This window comes from Methanosarcina subterranea, assembly GCF_055385895.1.
The window spans coordinates 599,756-617,535 of record NZ_AP042426.1; the positions used below are offsets into that span (position 1 = coordinate 599,756).

At 43.1% G+C, this 17,780-nt stretch carries 14 protein-coding genes; 6 read left to right on the forward strand and 8 right to left on the reverse strand.

Annotated elements, in window-relative coordinates:
- The first annotated feature begins 314 nt into the window (after nt 1-314).
- A complete protein-coding gene (sppA, locus tag ACZ5A8_RS02570) occupies nt 315-1,544 on the forward strand; it encodes a signal peptide peptidase SppA (protein ID WP_464532033.1) in 1,230 nt (409 codons plus the stop codon).
- Nucleotides 1,545-1,682: 138 nt separating this feature from the next.
- Nucleotides 1,683-2,939, forward strand: coding sequence for a serine--tRNA ligase (gene serS, locus ACZ5A8_RS02575; RefSeq protein ID WP_229387835.1), 1,257 nt, complete (start codon nt 1,683-1,685; stop codon nt 2,937-2,939).
- Nucleotides 2,940-3,358: 419 nt separating this feature from the next.
- Here the strand turns inward: serS and ACZ5A8_RS02580 are convergent, their stop codons facing one another.
- From ACZ5A8_RS02580 to purL, 6 genes are all read right to left on the reverse strand, one after another.
- Nucleotides 3,359-4,645, reverse strand: a complete 1,287-nt coding sequence (locus tag ACZ5A8_RS02580; RefSeq protein WP_464529292.1) for a transposase — start codon at nt 4,643-4,645, stop codon at nt 3,359-3,361.
- 185 nt (nt 4,646-4,830) lie between these two features.
- Nucleotides 4,831-6,807, reverse strand: a complete 1,977-nt coding sequence (locus tag ACZ5A8_RS02585) for a glycoside hydrolase family 15 protein (protein WP_464532035.1) — start codon at nt 6,805-6,807, stop codon at nt 4,831-4,833.
- On the reverse strand, nt 6,804-7,592 hold the full coding sequence (locus ACZ5A8_RS02590) for a V4R domain-containing protein (RefSeq protein ID WP_464532036.1): 789 nt from the start codon (nt 7,590-7,592) through the stop codon (nt 6,804-6,806). The genes ACZ5A8_RS02585 and ACZ5A8_RS02590 overlap by 4 nt, the downstream gene beginning before the upstream one ends.
- Before the next feature lie 70 nt (nt 7,593-7,662).
- Nucleotides 7,663-8,859, reverse strand: a complete 1,197-nt coding sequence (locus tag ACZ5A8_RS02595; RefSeq protein ID WP_464532037.1) for a glycoside hydrolase family 57 protein — start codon at nt 8,857-8,859, stop codon at nt 7,663-7,665.
- Entirely contained in the window at nt 8,856-9,992 is a 1,137-nt protein-coding gene (locus ACZ5A8_RS02600) for a glycoside hydrolase family 57 protein (RefSeq protein ID WP_464532039.1), read from the reverse strand. Before ACZ5A8_RS02600 ends, ACZ5A8_RS02595 begins: the two co-directional genes overlap by 4 nt.
- Nucleotides 9,993-10,983: 991 nt before the next feature.
- Nucleotides 10,984-13,131: a phosphoribosylformylglycinamidine synthase subunit PurL gene (gene purL / locus ACZ5A8_RS02605; protein ID WP_464532041.1), complete on the reverse strand. Its 2,148-nt coding sequence runs from the start codon at nt 13,129-13,131 to the stop codon at nt 10,984-10,986.
- A gap of 284 nt (nt 13,132-13,415) precedes the next feature.
- Here purL and ACZ5A8_RS02610 point away from each other — a divergent pair, with 284 nt between their 5' ends.
- Nucleotides 13,416-13,604 (forward strand): hypothetical protein, encoded by a 189-nt coding sequence (locus ACZ5A8_RS02610; protein ID WP_464532043.1) that lies wholly within the window; start codon nt 13,416-13,418, stop codon nt 13,602-13,604.
- 95 nt (nt 13,605-13,699) lie between these two features.
- On the opposite strand, the gene ACZ5A8_RS02615 is transcribed toward ACZ5A8_RS02610, so the two are convergent.
- Nucleotides 13,700-13,939, reverse strand: coding sequence for a winged helix-turn-helix domain-containing protein (locus ACZ5A8_RS02615; RefSeq protein ID WP_229387849.1), 240 nt, complete (start codon nt 13,937-13,939; stop codon nt 13,700-13,702).
- Between the two features lie 559 nt (nt 13,940-14,498).
- On the opposite strand from ACZ5A8_RS02615, the gene yciH reads away from it, so the two are divergent.
- The 3 genes from yciH (at nt 14,499) to ACZ5A8_RS02630 (ending at nt 16,596) form a co-directional block, all read left to right on the forward strand.
- Nucleotides 14,499-14,807: a stress response translation initiation inhibitor YciH gene (yciH, locus tag ACZ5A8_RS02620; RefSeq protein WP_011032808.1), complete on the forward strand. Its 309-nt coding sequence runs from the start codon at nt 14,499-14,501 to the stop codon at nt 14,805-14,807.
- Nucleotides 14,808-15,013: 206 nt separating this feature from the next.
- On the forward strand, nt 15,014-15,379 hold the full coding sequence (locus ACZ5A8_RS02625) for a transcriptional regulator (protein ID WP_322225808.1): 366 nt from the start codon (nt 15,014-15,016) through the stop codon (nt 15,377-15,379).
- Nucleotides 15,376-16,596 (forward strand): Nre family DNA repair protein, encoded by a 1,221-nt coding sequence (locus tag ACZ5A8_RS02630; RefSeq protein ID WP_464532045.1) that lies wholly within the window; start codon nt 15,376-15,378, stop codon nt 16,594-16,596. The genes ACZ5A8_RS02625 and ACZ5A8_RS02630 overlap by 4 nt, the downstream gene beginning before the upstream one ends.
- A gap of 268 nt (nt 16,597-16,864) precedes the next feature.
- Here ACZ5A8_RS02630 and purC read toward each other — a convergent pair whose 3' ends face one another.
- Nucleotides 16,865-17,578 (reverse strand): phosphoribosylaminoimidazolesuccinocarboxamide synthase, encoded by a 714-nt coding sequence (purC, locus tag ACZ5A8_RS02635; protein ID WP_464532046.1) that lies wholly within the window; start codon nt 17,576-17,578, stop codon nt 16,865-16,867.
- Nucleotides 17,579-17,780: the final 202 nt, after the last annotated feature.

Genomic DNA, 17,780 nt, shown 5'->3' on the forward strand with positions numbered 1-17,780 from the left:
TTTATAAGTGTATCCATTCTGGATGACTGCAATTCTGAAATATATTTCGCTTATTGTGTTTACAAGGTAACTTATTTGAGGAATAGTTGATAATCATATATAAAGAAGGGTAGAATGCAGAGAAACATAAATAGTTGCTCTGACAATTCAGACCTGTTGAATTGATACTTTTATTTGCGGGCTTCTTAAAAACATATTTTTGGCAAGTCTTCTACCAGGAGAATTTGCCTGCCCCATTAACTGGAGTTTTCAGCAGTAAAGTAGCATAGACCGAAAATCAGAAAACAAACCCAAGAAATGCGGTTCTGTCAGACATGAATGATGAAAATGTAAATTCAGAAGGTACGGATTCTAAAAACACGAGCCCGGAAGAAGCACTTGGAGATGACCTTTCTAAAAATAGTGCTTACACTAAAAAAGAAATCATCCTCCCTGATGGGGACAATTCAGCCAGTACTATCAGGGAAAATTCCTCAGGCCCCAATTTTGCTCCTGAGATACAGGGTTCGTTAATTAAGGATGTTCCGGAGCCCCCTTTCCGGGATTCTGATAAGAAAACGATTGAAAAAGAGAGTTTAAGCATGAATTCGGGCTCTTCTCCTTCCTTGAAGAAAAAGAAGCATAGCGGTATGTCCTATATTTTGGTCTTACTGGCTCTGATTGCTGTTATTGCGGTAAGTATGGCTGCTATCTTTTATGGTCTCGGTTTCGGAGGAAATTTCGGGACTTCCGAGAAGATAGCAGTAATTTATGTGCAGGGCTCCATGCTCACCGGAAATGTTCCTGCAGGGCTCGGTTATGCAACCTCGGAAGAGATTTCTGAGAATATTCACAGAGCTGTAGCGGATAAAGAAGTCCGGGCAATTGTACTCAGGGTAAATAGTGCTGGAGGGTCTCCTGCAGCCGCCCAGGAGATTGCAATAGAGATCGAGAAAGCACAGGAACAGGGTATCCCTGTTGTTGTTTCCATGGGAGACCTGGCAGCCAGCGCTGCATATTATATCTCTGCACCAGCAGATTACATCTATGCAAACCCCTCTACAAGTACGGGATCTATAGGAGTTATCTGGACCTTTGAGAATCTATCTTCTTACTACGAAAAGGAAGGTATAGATTATTACATTTCAAAGTCCGGTGAGTTCAAAGATATGGGAGGGTCCTGGAGGGGGCTTACGGACGAAGAGAAAGAATATGCTGATACCGTTGTCATGGACAGCTACGAAGACTTTGTAACTCAGGTTGCAGAAGGGCGCAATATGAGCCGGAGTGAGGTAAAAGACCTTGCCGACGGTCGCGTATATACAGGAACCAGAGCAAAGGAGCTCGGGCTTGTTGACAACTTCGGAAATCTCTATGACGCAATTGATAAGGCCGCGGAACTGGGAGATATTCAGGGCGAGCCAAAAGTTGTGTATATGAACAAGGCAAGCCTTTCAAGGTTACTTCTCGGTTCGGAATCCGGGGATTCCAATGAGGAAACCGGGCAGTTTGTCAATTACTTTGAGGAAAACCCTTATGGGAAAATTCTTTCCTGTCTAAGTTAATTAACGAACTCCCTCTCTTTCCTTTTTCCATTATTTATTTTCTTTATTTTTTCCGGTTTACTGCTTCTTATAATAGGCTTGCAGCCTGAAAATAGCAAAATATATATTAGCTAACATGCAGGATATCTCGGGCTTAACATGCTGGAACTCAAATTTGTACGTAACAACCCCGACATAGTTGGGCGTGCTCTTATTAACAGAAATATGGGCACCGAACTTATAGATAGCCTTCTTGAATATGACGTGGCCTGGAGGGAATGTATTGCCGAGGGTGATGGCCTGAAGCATAAGCGAAATTTGGTCACCCGCGAGATAGCGCAGCTTAAGAAGGAAAATAAGGATGCATTACCAAAGATAAACGAAATGCAGGGCATCAATGATCGTATTAAAGAAATCGATGATAAGATACGTGATTATAAGTCAAAAATAAATGAAATAATGCTGAGTATCCCCAACATCCCATCTGAGACGACGCCGATAGGCAAGGATGAAAATGACAATCCGGTTGTGAGGATAGTTGGAGAGCCAAGAAAATTTACGTTCACTCCAAAACCTCACTGGGAGATAGGAGAGGCACTGGATATACTCGATTTTGAGAGAGGGGCAAAGATAGCAGGTCAGGGCTTTACAGTTTATAAAGGCATGGGCGCAAAACTTGAAAGAGCGCTCATAAACTTCATGCTTGATGTGCACACTGACCAGGGTTATCTCGAAGTTTTCCCGCCTGTGCTTATAAATGAAAAAGCTATGACCGGCACAGGGCAGTTGCCAAAGTTCAAAGATGATATGTACGTGTGCGCAGACGGCTTCTATCTCGCACCTACTGCGGAAGTTCCGGTGACCAACCTCTTTATGGACGAGTATATGGAAAAGCTGCCTGTGTTTCTTACAGCATACACTGCCTGCTTCAGGCGTGAGGCAGGAAAACACGGTCAGGACACTAGAGGCATTATCCGCCAGCATCAGTTCAATAAGGTTGAGCTTGTCAAGTTCGTAAAGCCGGAAACATCCTATGAAGAACTGGAAAAACTCACCCTCGACGCTGAAGAGATCCTCAAACTCCTTAAATTGCCGTACCGTGTAGTAAGCCTCTGCACTGGTGACCTTGGGTTCTCGGCTGCCAGGACTTACGACCTCGAAGTATGGGTGCCCGCACAGGAAAAGTACCGCGAGATATCCTCGTGCTCGAATTTCGAGAACTTCCAGGCAAGGAGAGCCAATATCCGCTTCAGAACTCCTGAAGGCCCGCAGTTCGTCCACACACTTAACGGCTCAGGCCTTGCTGTCGGCAGGACTGTAGTTGCAATACTGGAGAACTACCAGCGTGAGGACGGCAGCGTGGAGATCCCAGAAGTCCTCAGGCCGTATCTTCACGGGGCCGAAGAAATCAGATAAGTTTGAATTTGCGGATTACCCCCGAAAAATCTTTGACAAATTTACAGGGTCGCGGAACTGAAGGAATACAGGGGAGCTTAGAGTGAACCGGGAATTGTCCGCATGGGCAGGGTAAACTTCTCAAGGTTGCTTTTCGATATCCGGAAATTCGATGAGAAAGCTGGCAGTTCGTAAACTATCTTGAGAAAAAAACCTTATGAGCGAATCTGAGTCTTTTTAATTTTTTATGGTTCTTCTCCAATTTTAAAAAAACAATTGAATTTCACCCAAATCCCTTAACATTTTTCCTCATTTTGGAAAAGTCGCTCCACTAATATCTAGATTTTGTACATCAATTTCTTATTTTTGCCATAATTATTCGATAGCTACCGCTGTAAAGCTGCAGATTAAAACTGAAAGTTTCCATTTACTCTTTACTTTTATCCATACTGGAATCTTGCCCTCATTAAGGGTGAGAATCCTTTCCATTTACCAGTACTGAAACACCGTTTGTTGAAATAAGTAAATAAATTGTAACAAAAATTAGTTAGGCCACTATCGGTTTTAAATGATCTTGCTTTGTCTACGATATCACCTATCAAAGAAAATATCTGTTCCATTGTATTATCTGTCTCAGGTGTAAACCCTTTTTTCAAGAAGCTTACATTTTTCTTGAAAATCTCTTCTGCATAAGAAATCGCTTTCTGAGACGCTTTTGAAAGTTCCAGATTAGAGTAGAATTCTCGTATCTTTTGAATACATACAACAGCACTGATGACCGTATCAGAACGTATCAACTGATATATTTCATTGGACACAACCTTATCATTATCTGGAATATCTTCAACAGAGTTGAATTCTTCATAGTATCTCTTGCTAACGTTTTTTAATTGATGAAACACACAAAAGGAGTGAGCTACTTCAGGGAAGACACTCTTTACAGCTCCAATGATTGCTTTATCTTCATCAGAAACAATTTTTTGTATTTTGCCTTCAGGAAATCGGTTTTTTATTCGTCTGAAAAGAGGAATCAGAGCTTCAATCGTTGGTAATCTGTCAGTTACCTCAAAATCCAAAACTACCTTTTCTTTAGTAGCAATAACGTAAACAGATTGATATCGCATTTTTTTCCATTCTTTTTCTGTAAGCTTTCTTCCAATCAACTCTTCAAGTCTCTTTTTCCAGCCTTTTTTGATCCAATCCCCATCAACATACAATGTTTCATCAAAGCCAATCTCTTGATCTAAAAGTTCTTGCTTTGAAAGTTCTGCATGTTTCTGTTCATATAACCATAATGAAGTTGCACAAGGAGCTCTACCACAGAAGGCTGTCAAGCCTTCTGTATATGTTTCTCCAATTTGCCGAGAATTGTGTAGACTGCATCGTCCATCATATCTAACATTCATTTGTTTATCATAATATTCAGAACTGTAATTTGCAGAACCAGGAACACCAATAATCTGATCATGAAAAGGTTTCTTACAAACAGGACAAAACCAGTATGTAACATTGAGAGCTATAGTGCCGTGACTTGATAAAATAAAACGAGTGTAGTGAGAGTTCACATGTAACTTATTGCCACAATCAGCACAATGAGTAGGAGATAATACGGAAAACATAGGATAGTATCGATTTCCAACCAAAACTTTTGGCAAAGGAATCATTATTTTACCGTCAACTACCGTTTTTATCATTGACTTATCTATTGCGACATTTCCTTTTCCCATAAATAGAAAATTTATCTCAATATAATTAAAATTTTATTGTTTTGCATGATTTATGGAGAAAATATGAAGACCAGAAAATAATAAAAAGTCTCGCGAATCTTTATCTTTTAAAGTGATCAACGAGCTCCCTCACTTTCTTTTCCCATTCATATCTTCTCTTCGGTGCTTATTTTTCCCCTTCAGCATTATTCATGGCTTCCCGCATTTTTTCTGCAGATCTTATCAAGGAGGAGGATATTGTCAAGAATGAGGGAACCGCTCCAGCCTAACGGAATTGCCCAGGCTGGTTTGCCTGTAGATTTATCTACCTGTTCAGGGAGAAGCCCTGTGCTTGTTGCTCCGGCAAGAGCCCATCTCAGGCACTTAATCCCTTCACTGGTCAATTTTTTCATCTCTTCTGCATATGGTCCTTCTTTTCCGTTAGGGAGATCAAGGACAAAAGCAAACATAGCTTCTGAAAGCCAGAGAGTGGTTACTACCCAGGGATTTCCGTCGATGTAAGTATCATTTTCATAGCGTTTGATTCCGTAACCTGTATTGATAGGAATTGAGAGCTTTTTCTGGATGTTTTCTATCAGGAAAAGGATCATATCCCTTTCTACAGGGTCTTTCGGGGAGAGCATTCCAAAGGGTATATAGGCGCCCAGGACACTTGCATCAATTGTTTTATCCAGTTTTTCATTAATAATACCTTTCGCAAAATAGCCTTCCTGAAGCCAGAAACGGTCAATTGTAGCTTGCTTGATAAACTCAGCTCTTTTCTTCCAGCGTCTTGCCATGCCAGACTCGCCATTTTCTTCTGCAAGATGAGAAGCGCCCATAAGCCCTGCATAGATCGAGGCATTGGTGTACGTGAAAACTCCGTAATAAGTCTCCCACAGGTCCATACAGCTTTCATGTAGCCCGGACTTTGTCCTCTTCATCAGATACTCGGCAGCCCTGAGTACGGAGACCCAGACTTCCTCCAGGAACTCAACCTTTTTAAGACTTTCAAGAATTCTGTAATATACATCCATGGCATGAAGTGTGGCTCCGGTTTCGTCTATCTGAGTTGAATAATCAAAATTTCCCCAGGAAGGGGCTATGTCCCCATTGAGCCAGTAACGCTGAAACCAGGAGCCGTCAGGCAGCTGGGTCCGGATACACCACTTGAAAAACCTGTCACAATATTCGGGATATCCGGAGTGCTTAAGGGCAAGCACTAACTCCGAAGTATCTCTGTTCCAGCAAAATCCGTATCCTCCGCATTTCTCAAAATTGGAATCAAACTCCGGGGCAGCTACAAAAGATCCATATTCATGGTCATTAAGAAGGTAAAGCATAAGGAGAGCCCGGTTATATGCATTGAATAGTTCCTGGCGAAGGTTGTCGTATCCTTCGATTCCTGGCATTTTAAGCACGTGCTTTTTTGCTAGCCACATCACCCAGTGTTCCCGAGTTTTTTCAAAGATGTGCTCAAGAGGCAGTTTGGATAACTCATGCATCCTTTTATACAGAAGGCTCCGGGAAGATGCAGCTCCTATAAAGATGACAAACTCATTTGCCCCATCAGCTTCCAGTTCAAGGTCCCAGCCAGCAGCGTTGTTGATATTTCCTATGTCTTCTTTATTCCGCTGCAGTTTTCCGTCTTCCATATCGTACTTGGAGTTTGTCCACCATATAGTATCCATTGCCTTACCAACCTGCCATTCCGTAAACTCCGGCAGGGCATAGATTCCTATATAGTAATTTTGCCAGTACTGTGCAAGCAGGCGAGCTTCCGTATCACAAAAACCTGAGTTTTTCTTGGAGGTTTCCCCCACATCGAAGTTCGAGTAGTAGAAAAATTTCCCGGACATCTTCTGCTGGGACTGCACCTTAAACCTGCGGATAAGGACAGGAACGTCGGGGTGCACAAGGTCAAGAATCGAGATCCTTATCCCGGAATCGTGGTAAAGTTTTGTGGATACGATATTGGTATCCTCTATGTAGTTTTGAATTGAGTGCCAGTCATTGTCGTTTGTCCAGAGAAGTCTTTCTCCTGTGTAGATGCAGGCAACGGATTCTTCTACATGCTGGGCATGGTCTCTACGGGGATAAAATAACCCTAAGATTTCCCCTCTTTTTCCCATTGTCACGAGCAGCTCATTATTTCCCAGAATGGCGTTAGGTTGTCTGATCACCTGATCTCCCCTCTGAGCTGGTGTTCCTGATTTGGACTGGAGGGAGCCAGGGAGATTATATGTTCGCAGACATTCTTCCCGGTGGCTTTACAGCTGACTTCCCTCACACTTATATTCTTCCCGAAATACTCGGTCAGGTAACCCGCAAAATAGCCGCTCATGAAGGCACATACCGGCTGGTCCGATCCGCCGTAAACATCGGCTATAAATGACTCTTTTACAATAATTTTTCCTTCATAGGTTTCGGGGTTGCAGTCAATTTCCAGGATTCCCCAGCCCACAGCTCTGTAGAGTTCTGCAAGCATGCTTGCGAAGTTGCTGTCATTAATGGGCATAATGCTCTTGAAATATTTTGCGGCATGGGTACCTCCCCGTAGTCCGGATAGGGTAAGAAGCCCTTCGGCATGTGGCACACTCTGGTTAAGGGTTTTTATTATGTCTACAATAGTGAGTGCTCTTGCCATAACTCCCCTGACTCCTATGACGTTCAGGGGGAAGTCAACGGAGTAAATCATCCCGAATTCCGAAACCCCATGTTCCACTGTACTCACAACTTCCAGTTCTTCGATTTTTCGGGCAAGCTCCCCCATATCAACATCTTTCTTAAGCTCTGTAAATATTGAGTATTCTCCTGTTTTTTGTGTAATATTGTCGATATGCCCGAAAGTGATGAACGCATTTTCTTTTTCAAGAAAATCAGTTATTATAGATAAAGAGCCAGGCTCTTTTGAATATGTAATCTTGAACCATACAATTCGCGAATCTTCGTTGAATCCTGCAAACATGCATAAGTCCCTAACCATATAACTCAAACTCCAGTTGATCTGTACGCATATTCTGTACGCATATATTTACTTAAGCCATTGTGCTGAGTTTTCTGAATACCTGGGCTTTGAAGTCCATAAGTACAGCCATGAAATTGACTGCTGCCTCGAAAGGCGTGGAATGAACACTGAAATAAGAATGCACGTCTCCGTCCCCGAGCCACTTGGTGCACATGTAGTAGTAATGGTCCGAAGTCAAAAGGTGCTTCCATATACGCAGGATTTCAGGGTCTCCTGTCTTTTTCACAAAAGGCTCAAGCAGTTTTATTTCCTCAAAACAACGCCTTTGCATATCGTTTCCAAGCCATGCGCTGGTGTCGCGCTCCATATCAGCCCAGGAAATCGTTGAAAAGTCTCCAACATCGATCTCAGCTACAGGTGAATATTTTCTGGCAACCTCTACAGGAGTACTGAATTCCAGGCCTTTTTTAAGGACTTCTGCAGGCAGTTTTTCCATAAAATCAAAAATCCCGGTTTCTCTCCACTGATGCTCTCCAAAAGTTTCATAGTCCATAAAGATATTAACGCAGTCCTCTTTAACCCCTGAAGCCCATGAAGCCCATTTTTCCGCAGTCAGAGGATAGCCTTCCCACCATCTTGCAGAGAAACGATATCCTATATCGTCGCTCAGTTTGTAGTTCCTGAAGAGAATGGGTAACCCTGAGTCTTTTGCCTTATAAAGGACGTTAGGAGATCTCCCCTCAAGCATATGGTCCGCACCTTCCGTGAGAATTGCCTTATAACCCAGCTCGGAAGCGATCTTTGCTACGGTATTGTTATAGAGCAGTTCTGTGTTTCGGAATACCTGAGGTTTAACTCCGAGGAGATCGGAAACAATTTGTTTATGTTCCTTAACTTCTTCGATAAATTCTGTTTTGTCATCAAAAAGGCTTGAAAGGGAATGGTAAAAGGTCTCGTCCAGAAGCTCCACAGCTCCTGTTTCTACAAGTTGACGGAAGCTCTCCAGCACCTCTTTTCCCCAGAATTCGCACTGTTCAAGTAGTGTACCGGTAATCGAAAGTGAAAACCTGAATTCTCCTTTATATTCATCAAGTGACTCCAGGAGAGCCCTGTTTGCAGGGAGATAGCATTTCTGGGCTACTCTTTCGAAAATCTCTCTGTTGCTTCTTTCATCAAAGTATCGAAAGAAGCCAGACCTGTCATCAGGCCAGAACCTGCGCAGCCTGAAAGGCTGATGCACCTGAAAGTACATGCAAAGGGAAGTCATGCCCCTTCCTCCAGAACGGATCTTCTTAAATCCGAAAGAATGGAATAGTAGTTTACAGCTCTCTCATGTCCTTCACGTGCGTTTCCCGGGCCCATTGAAAAAAGGATTTCACTTTGCTGAAGGTAACCGAAAACCCGTTTCAGCTTTTGATAGTTCTTCTTTTCTTTAATTTCCGTAAGTTCTTCCCCTACTCTTACAAGCTCCCTTAGGTAGAGCTGCTGAGCATGGTTTCCGACAGCATTATGCATTCCGTAGCGGATTGTCTGTTCGGTCCCAAGGGTTGGAAGCCTCAAAGGGCTGAACCTGCTTACTGCTTCCGAAGGTGTGATCATCTCAATGCCCCGGTTCTTCAGTGCTTCCGGAAAAGCCCGTATAAATTCGGCTATCATGCTCTTGCTCCTGTGGTGAAGGCAAAGGCTTGTGTAATTTAGATAAAGGGTAAGTACATCCCCTTCAATGCTTGCAATCCAGTCTGCAAATTTTTCCGGGATTAGGGGGTAGCCTTCCCAGCTTTTTTCCGAAAAACGCAGTTCAAGGTCTTCACTGAGATTTATGTGCCTGAGAAGGATAGGAAGGTCATTTTCAAAAACGCGGACAGGATCGTATCCGTCCAGAATGTTTCTTGACCCTTCGGCAATAAGGCACCTGAAACCCATATTCGCAAGTATATTTCCCACTCTCTCCGTATACAGTAGTTCCGTATTCACAAAAGTCCCTGGGTTTACTCCTAATAATTCCTTGAGCATTTCCCTGTAAATTGTTACTTCTTCTCTAAACCAGGAAAGGTCAGGATAAAGGGAGCTAAGGGAATGGTAACTGCAGCTTCCTGTAAACTCTACCCTTCTGCTTTCTGCAAGCTCCCTGAAAGACTCAAGAAGTTCAGGGTCCCACCTGCACTGTTCTAGAAAAGGACCTGAAAGGTCAAAAGTGTAACTTCCCCCTCTCTCAATTGATTCCAGAAAAAGGTCATTAAGGCGCAAAAGTTCTCTGCCACTTTTTAAGAGTCTTGAAAAAATCTGATTCCGGTCAAAATACCGGTCCATTTCAGGCACCCCGGAAAAACCCTCTACAGGCCAGTACCATTTTGGACTGTAAGGCAGATGCACTCCCACACACATGCAAACGGCTTTCATAACAAAATAGTCTTGTGCGGAAACCTACTAAAAACTATTGTTTCTCTCAGCCTTTTGCCTGTAACGGAATTCTTGGTCATACTCAAAAAGCTGGCCTCTGGTTAATTGTTTTCATCTATTTCCGGAATTCTTTAAGGAATCTTTCAGTTTTCTCTCCCTGCGCCGCATGAGATTGGGGTCAGCCTGTCAGGTAAGAATAAACAATCGGTAAACCAGTAATGCAATTAAGAGAGACAATAATTAAAGAAACATCCTCCTGTCCCAGGTAATAATTTTCCCTTATCCCGAAAATTGGTCTTAAATTCGCAGGTAAATATAAACGCCCCTACCAGCTTGTCCGGTGGCCTTCTCCCTGGGGTAGAGGAAGAATGAAGTTGAAGGAAGAAACTCGGAAGGGCAATAAAAAGCAGTAACGCAGATGTAGATTACCATTTGTCTCTTTTATATTTTTTTTCCTTTTTGTCTTCGAGGCCGCTCCCCTTCGTCGAGCGTAATAGGAATGGTTCAGTATCACGAATAAGGTTGTATGGCTCGAGGTTTGTTGTTTTGTCTTTTTAGTCCTCTTGAGCGTAGCGAAAAGGACCGCGTACTCCCGAGGCGCAATTCGGGCGAGACGCAATTCGGGCGAGGCACAATTCGGGTGTGACAAAAACGACACGGAATAGCTGATACGGTTGTGCAGGTCAGAGATAGGCCCGAAATAATTGTAATTTAGCCCTCTTGAACTCAATTACTGCTGTACCTCCTTATTTAGTTCTCTTGAGCACAGCTCTTAAAAGAATAGCTCTGAAAAAAAGTTGAAGATTAATGTGAAAAGCCGGAAAGTAGTCTATCAAATAATATATTAAAAGTAACTGGGTAAAAACAACAGAATCAATATAAGTATAAAAATAGCGGGCGAAATAAAAAGAGTAAAGGTCAACGGCTGAAAAATAGTATGTAGCGAGTTAAAAAATACGCCGGGCTAAAAAGAATCAGGGGATGAATTTAATCATCCCATCATAAATCTGGTAAGGCTGCCGTATGCCTCTTTGATTTCTTCTAAAGAGAGGGAAACTTCGAAGTCTATGCCTTTGATTTCAAGGATTTCGCCTCCAGCCTTCCCGATTACGGTATGGGGCACACCTTTAAGAATTTCCTGCACAGCCTCGGATTCGGCTGTAGCAATCAGTGCCCTTGCGGGAGCTTCTGAAAACAGAAATTCATCTGCTCTAATTTCACCGGCAACTTCGCTGAGGTCTACCTTTCCACCCAGGGTTTTGCACATCCTTGCAAGCCCTGCTCCGATCCCTCCGAGGGAAAGATCGTGTGCGGAGCTCAGTTTTCCGCTTTTAATAGCTTCAATTATGGCTTTTATAATGCTAGGGGCGTTCTCCGGGACTGCAGGGACTTTTCCGGCATTGCCAGACCCTATGCAGGCATAGTATTCGGAGCCTCCCATTTCAGGCGTCGTCTCTCCTACAAGTATAATGCTGTCTCCCGCATTCGTAAAGAAACTTGAGGGGAGAGGAGTTTCGAGATCCACTTTCCCTATCATTCCTATTGAGGGAGTGGGGGGTATTGCAGTTTTGAGCTCATCGCTCTCGTTATAGAGAGAAACGTTTCCTCCAACGACCGGGATTGAAAGCCTTCTAGCTTCGTCTCCGAGCCCGAGTACGGCATTTTTGAACTGCCAGTAGGTTTCAGGGCGCTCGGGATTTCCAAAGTTAAGGCAGTTTACAATAGCCAGTCCTTCTGCACCTTTTACTGCAAGATTCATGGCGTTTTCGATAATTGCAGTCTTTCCGCCTGTGTAAGGATCAAGCAGTGTGGCTCTGGGCTGGCAGCCGCAGGAAAGCGCAATCCCTTTTGTATTTGTAACCCTCAGCACTCCGGAGTCTTCTCCGGGCTTGACAACGGTCCTTAGCTGAACCTCATGGTCATACTGCTTGTAAATCCATTCTTTTGAGGCAATGTTGTAGGAGGACAGGACTTTCAGGAAAGCCACTTTCAGATCTTCTGGAGTTTCCGGTTTTCTGTCCTCTTCCCTTCGAGTGGGGGCTTCGGAGGGCTTTTCGCATGTCGGGGCCCCCCCTGTCAGGAAACCTATTGGAATGTCGGCAACGATTTCTCCTCTGAACTCAACTGTATAATTGGGCTCCTCTGTAAGGTATCCGATCACAGCCCCATTCAGGTCATACTTCTGTACCAGGGCAAGTACTGCATCGACGTCTTCAGGAGCTACTTCAAAGAGCATGCGCTCCTGGGACTCTGCAAGCAGGATCTCATAGGCGTTCATGTTAGGTTCGCGCTGCGGAACCGCATCTGCAATAATACGGGCTCCCAGTCCTCCTTTTGCAGCCAGTTCCGAGCTTGCTCCTCCAAGCCCTGCAGCGCCAAGGTCTTTGCAGGATTTTACATATCCTTTTTCTATGGCTTCTAGGGTCATTTCTATAGCAAGCTTTTCGGTATATGGGTCTCCTACCTGAACGCTTGGGCGGTCTTCAGCTTCAGCTGATTCGGAAAGGTCTCTGGAAGCAAAGGAAGCTCCTCCAAGCCCGTCTTTTCCTGTGCTTGAACCCGCAAGAATGAGCTTGTTTCCGGCTTTTTGGGAGCGAGAGGTGGTAACGTTCTCTTCTTTGCAGAGTCCGACTGCAACAACGTTTACCAGCGGGTTTCCACTGTATCTTCTATCAAAAAAAGTTTCTCCCTTGACCACAGGCACTCCTATGCAGTTCCCGTACCCTGCGATTCCTTTAATAATCTGCTCGAAAAGGAAAAGGTTTTTAGGGGTGTCCAGAGGCCCGAAATAGAGCGGGTCCATAAGAGCTATCGGACGGGCTCCCATGGATATAATATCTCTTACTATGCCTCCCACACCGGTAGCTGCCCCATTGTACGGGTCTACGTATGAAGGGTGGTTGTGGCTTTCCATGCCTATAGCAAGCACGTATCCATCTTCGAATTTAATGATCGCAGCATCGTCTCCGGGACCGATAAGAACGTTTTCGCCCGTGGTTGTGAAGGTCTTTAGGAGAGGGGCGCTTGAGCGGTAGGAACAGTGTTCACTCCACAGATTTAAAAAACAACCCTGCTCTACCAGGGTAGGCTCGCGCCCAAGTTCTTTTTTAATGATATTCAGGTCTTCTTCAGGTAACATTGCCTTGCCTCTGATTCTTAAGCCTCACTTGGATACCGAAGCTTAGTTTCTCTTGTAATTTCCCTTTTAGGGTTTTCAATGTAGCGTTTCAATGTAGCGTTAATAGACTATGCGGACTTAAAGGAACAGGGATTAGATAAATATTTCTTTAAGCCTTAGAGGAAACTTTCTTTCGGAACAAGCATCTGTAAACGCTTTGTCTACAGATTTCCTGGATTTTCAGGATAGGATTCATTTTTACACAGGATATTTTATTCTCAGGCTGATATAGTACACAAAATGATATGAGAATAGAGTCAAAAGGGCTTATAGAAAAGATAATGGGGCTAAAAGGCTTTAGAAAAGGGATTAGAACCAAAAGGCTTACAGAAAAGAGATTAGAGCCGAAAGACTTACAGAAAATAAAGTCTAAAAAAGAGAGCCAGAGATGTAAGGAGAGCTTTGAGATCTTCAGGATAGGTATTTGTAAATAACATGTATTAATTGGCAGGATGCTGCAAAAAATGTAAAAATAACCTTCATTTAAAAATTAAATTTGAAATAAAAAAAGCATGAATTGATTTATAATTCAGATTTGCTGAACCATTTTTTCTATCTTAGTTCCGGTTTCGGTCAGGAAGTAAACCTCTTCTTTTTTTGCGATCAGATCTTTTTCTTCAAGTTCCTCAAGAGTCTTTGCTATGGTAGGGTATACTACCCGAAGAGTTTTAGAGATGCGTTTTCCTTCCATTTCCCCTTTTGAGGCGAGCAGAGAGAGCACTTTTTGCCTTATGCTATTTCCGTTCACAAAACCTATTAACTCGTTCATAGGGTACCTCCCGGATATGCTTGTTTTTTTCCGGACATTATTATATAGTTATATTTATATAACAACAGTTCATAAATATGTAATTATATAGGTTACATAAAAAGATGGGGTTCAAGATATATTTAGCTTTTTGCTGGCTGAAAAATGCTTTTTCTGCCAAAAGCACAAATTTTCGGGGTTTTATTCTTTAAGGTATAATCCGGGTTTTTTCGGAATTCCTGCTTCTTGAAGCTGCCTGTGCCCGAGTTTTTCAGATGTTTTGTCGGCTGTCTCCATACTTTCTACAAACCTGTTACATTATATTAATTCAAATGTGTGAAAAGTACTTAATCTTTATAAGGTTATTTACTTATAATTCAAAAAATAAATAAATACAAAGCTCTGGTTGGCTTTTTATATTATTGAGGATTTCTTGCTTATAGCGAAATTCAGTATAAAGTGCCTGAAAAATACCATTAGGCTTTAATATCATCATTGATAAGTACTTTATATCTATTCAGATATTTTCGGATGTAAATTACATATACAATGATTACAAATTTGGAGGACATACTAACAAATGAGCAGCGGAATGTGCCCGGTATGCGGGCTTCCAAAAGAACTTTGCATTTGCGAAGAAGTTGCAAAAGAGCAACAGAGAATAACTGTGAAAGTTAACAGAAGAAGATATGGAAAGGAAGTTACTGTTGTAGAAGGTTTCGATGCAAGTGAGATTGACCTTCATGAACTGTCCACTTACCTTAAATCAAAGTTTGCATGCGGCGGTACAGTAAAAGGAAACACTGTCGAACTCCAGGGCAATCACCTGACCCGCATGAAAGAAGTCCTCATGGAAAAGGGTTTCTCTGCTGAGCAAATTAAAAACTAAACTCTGAATCCGTCCCCCATCGGAACAACCGAACCTGAGAACAGGATTGTAAGTTTATAGATTCGGAGTTGTACGTATCTTTTTGCCAGTTTTTCGACAGTATGCCCCTTCTTTCCGGCGTATTGACTGGAACATGAGTTCCTTCCCCGGAAAACTATACAAAAAGTGCGTTTTCATATATTTATCTATGCAAGTGTTGGTCTCCAATGAAAACAACATGCGAAATTATGGTACAGAAAGTCTTGCCTGCAATCAGGGCTGAACTTTCACGGGCAATGATTTTCGAGCATGGATGCACGCAGCAGGATGTAGCAGATATCCTTGAGCTTTCAAGAGCTGCGGTATCCCAGTACGTGAGTGAAAAACGCGGAGCTGAGATCGATTTCTCTGATGAGACCCAGAGTGAAATCCGAAAATTTGCATCAGTACTCTTGAACGGGGGTTTATCCTCTCAGGAAAAAGTAAAAGGTATGTGCGGCATATGCTGTTTTGTTCAGAAGTCTGGCTGGCTGTACAGAACTGCTCCTGAAGCTAAAGCTTGCATTATCTGCAAGGATCTGAATCTAAAGTGAGAGACACGCTGTGCATCAAGTGCAAGGGAAAAGGACTTTGCGGACGCCCTCGCTGCCCGATTCTTGAAAAATTTAAATCCTTGCAATCAATTTCTCCTGTAATCTCAGGAGATTCTGTATTTGGGGCATCCCCCCCGGCTCTTTTTGTCGGAAGCTACGGTTACCCCAGGGTTTCGGCAGGTCCCATGATTCCTCCCTTAGCAAAGGAAGACGAAGCTTTGCTTTTTGAAGACCCTTCAGCATGGGGAAACATGCAGATAGAAGATATCATCTCCATGCGTTCCCGTATGGTTAGGGCAAACACAAACCTTCATATAAAAGATGCACGGAGCAAAGAGAATCCCCTCCTGCTAAAGGCTCAGGAACTGGCTCTCTCCAGAAAGCCGGTGGACACTGAAGCCTGGTTTTTTAAAACTCCCAAACAGGAACTCAAATTCGATGCAGTCCTTACGCCTATGGGCCCCTCCGGGCTTGTGAAAAACTTTGAGCTTGCCGAAAACCCCGATGTCCCGAAAAAAGTGGACTATCTGGTTTACGATACCGATGCTCTTGCAAAAGATGCCATTAATGAACTTTTAAAAAGCGACATTTCTACCGAGCACATTACACGTCTCTTTTCCATAGGCCTGCTCGGAAAAGAGCGTAAACTAGTGCCTACTCGCTGGTCTATCACAGCCGTGGACGACATGGCTGGAAAGGAACTTGTAGACCGTATAACGGATTTTCCCTGGGTCTCTGACATCAAGCTTTTCAGTGGGACCCATTTCGGAAACCATTTTGAAGTTCTCATCCTTCCGCGGGCTTATTCCTTTGAACTTATTGAGGTCTGGCTCCCAAAAACCGTCTGGTCAGGAGAATCAAGCTGGATCGGTGAGGATAGCGAAGGTCTTGACGGAAAGAAAGGATATTCCCCTCTTGCAGGAGGTTATTATGCAGCAAGGCTTCCTGTGCTCGAGTACCTGACAGAAATCAAAAGACAGGCTTCGGTTTTTGTACTGAGGGAAATAACTCCAGATTACTGGGCTCCTCTCGGGGTCTGGGTAGTTCGGGAAGGCATGAGAAAAGCTCTTCAAAATCCTCCTGAAACCTTTGGTTCCCTGGAAGCAGCAGTTTCGGACCTTTCGGGCAGGGTAAATACACCAAAAGCAGAATGGATGCAGCAGGCAAAAATGCTTTCTGACTTCCGCTTCCAGACAACGCTTGACTCATTTTTTTAATATATTATTAAGTTCAAAATGAAAATAAAGCAGTTAAAAGATAGAACGGTTAAAAGATAGAACGGTTAAAAGATAGAACGGTTAAAAGATAGAACGGTTAAAAGATAGAACGGTTAAAAAATAGGGCAGTTATAAATAGGGCAGTAAAAAACCCATTTTTCCGATGTAAAAATCATACGGAAGACGTTGAAAGCCTTTTCAGACTCATTCAAGCTTCCGGATTATGTAAGGTTTATTCAAACTTCTAAACTTCTGGATTGCAGCAGGCTTACTCAAAGATTTCAGGTACAATGCGCCGGGCAACATCCTCATAAGCTTTGGAAATATCGCCTTTGTCAAACCTGAATACATCTTTGTCCATGGACTGTCCGGTTTTCTTATCCCAGAAGCGGCAGGTGTCGCAGGAAATTTCATCGGCAAGGATTATTTCTCCATCCCTTCTTCCAAACTCAAGCTTGAAGTCGGGAAGCAGGATTCCTTTCTCGTCAAGGTAAGGCACAAGCAGTTCATTGATCCTGAGTGCAAGTTTCCGGAGTGTGGCAAGTTCCTCGCGTGTTGCAATGCCAAGCGCAAGAGCAATATCATCATTCAGCATGGGATCTCCGTATTCATCGCTTTTGAAATCAAAGACGATAACCGGGAACTCGAAAATAGTACCTTCTTTCATAGGGTATTTCTTTGTAATTGAGCCTGCGGCAATATTCCTAACAATGACCTCAATCTTAATGATTTCCACTTTCCTTACAAGCATATCAATGTCGGAAAGCATACTGACAAAATGAGTCTTGATTCCGCTGGCTTCCAGCATCTCGAAGATTTTCTTTGAGATCTGGGCGTTGTAGTAACCCTTCAATTCCATTTCGCCTTTCTTTTCCCCATTGAATGCAGTAAGGCTGTTTCGGAATTCGGCGATAAAGGTATTGGGATCATCTGTCTTATAGATGGTTTTTGCTTTCCCTGAATAGAGCTGTTCTCTTTTCATGCAATGGTCCTCTCTAGGGATTATTCTGGATTTCCTTTGATAGAGAGATTTCCAGAAAGACTGTTCCGGAGTAACAGTAGTTTTAATATACGAGTTATTTAATAATGCTTGGGGCATTCCAGAAACGGGTATTCTCCGAAACTGTATGCTTGCGGAAGTGAGTTGCTCGCTTCCTGAATCCGTAAAGATACTCCCTGAAACC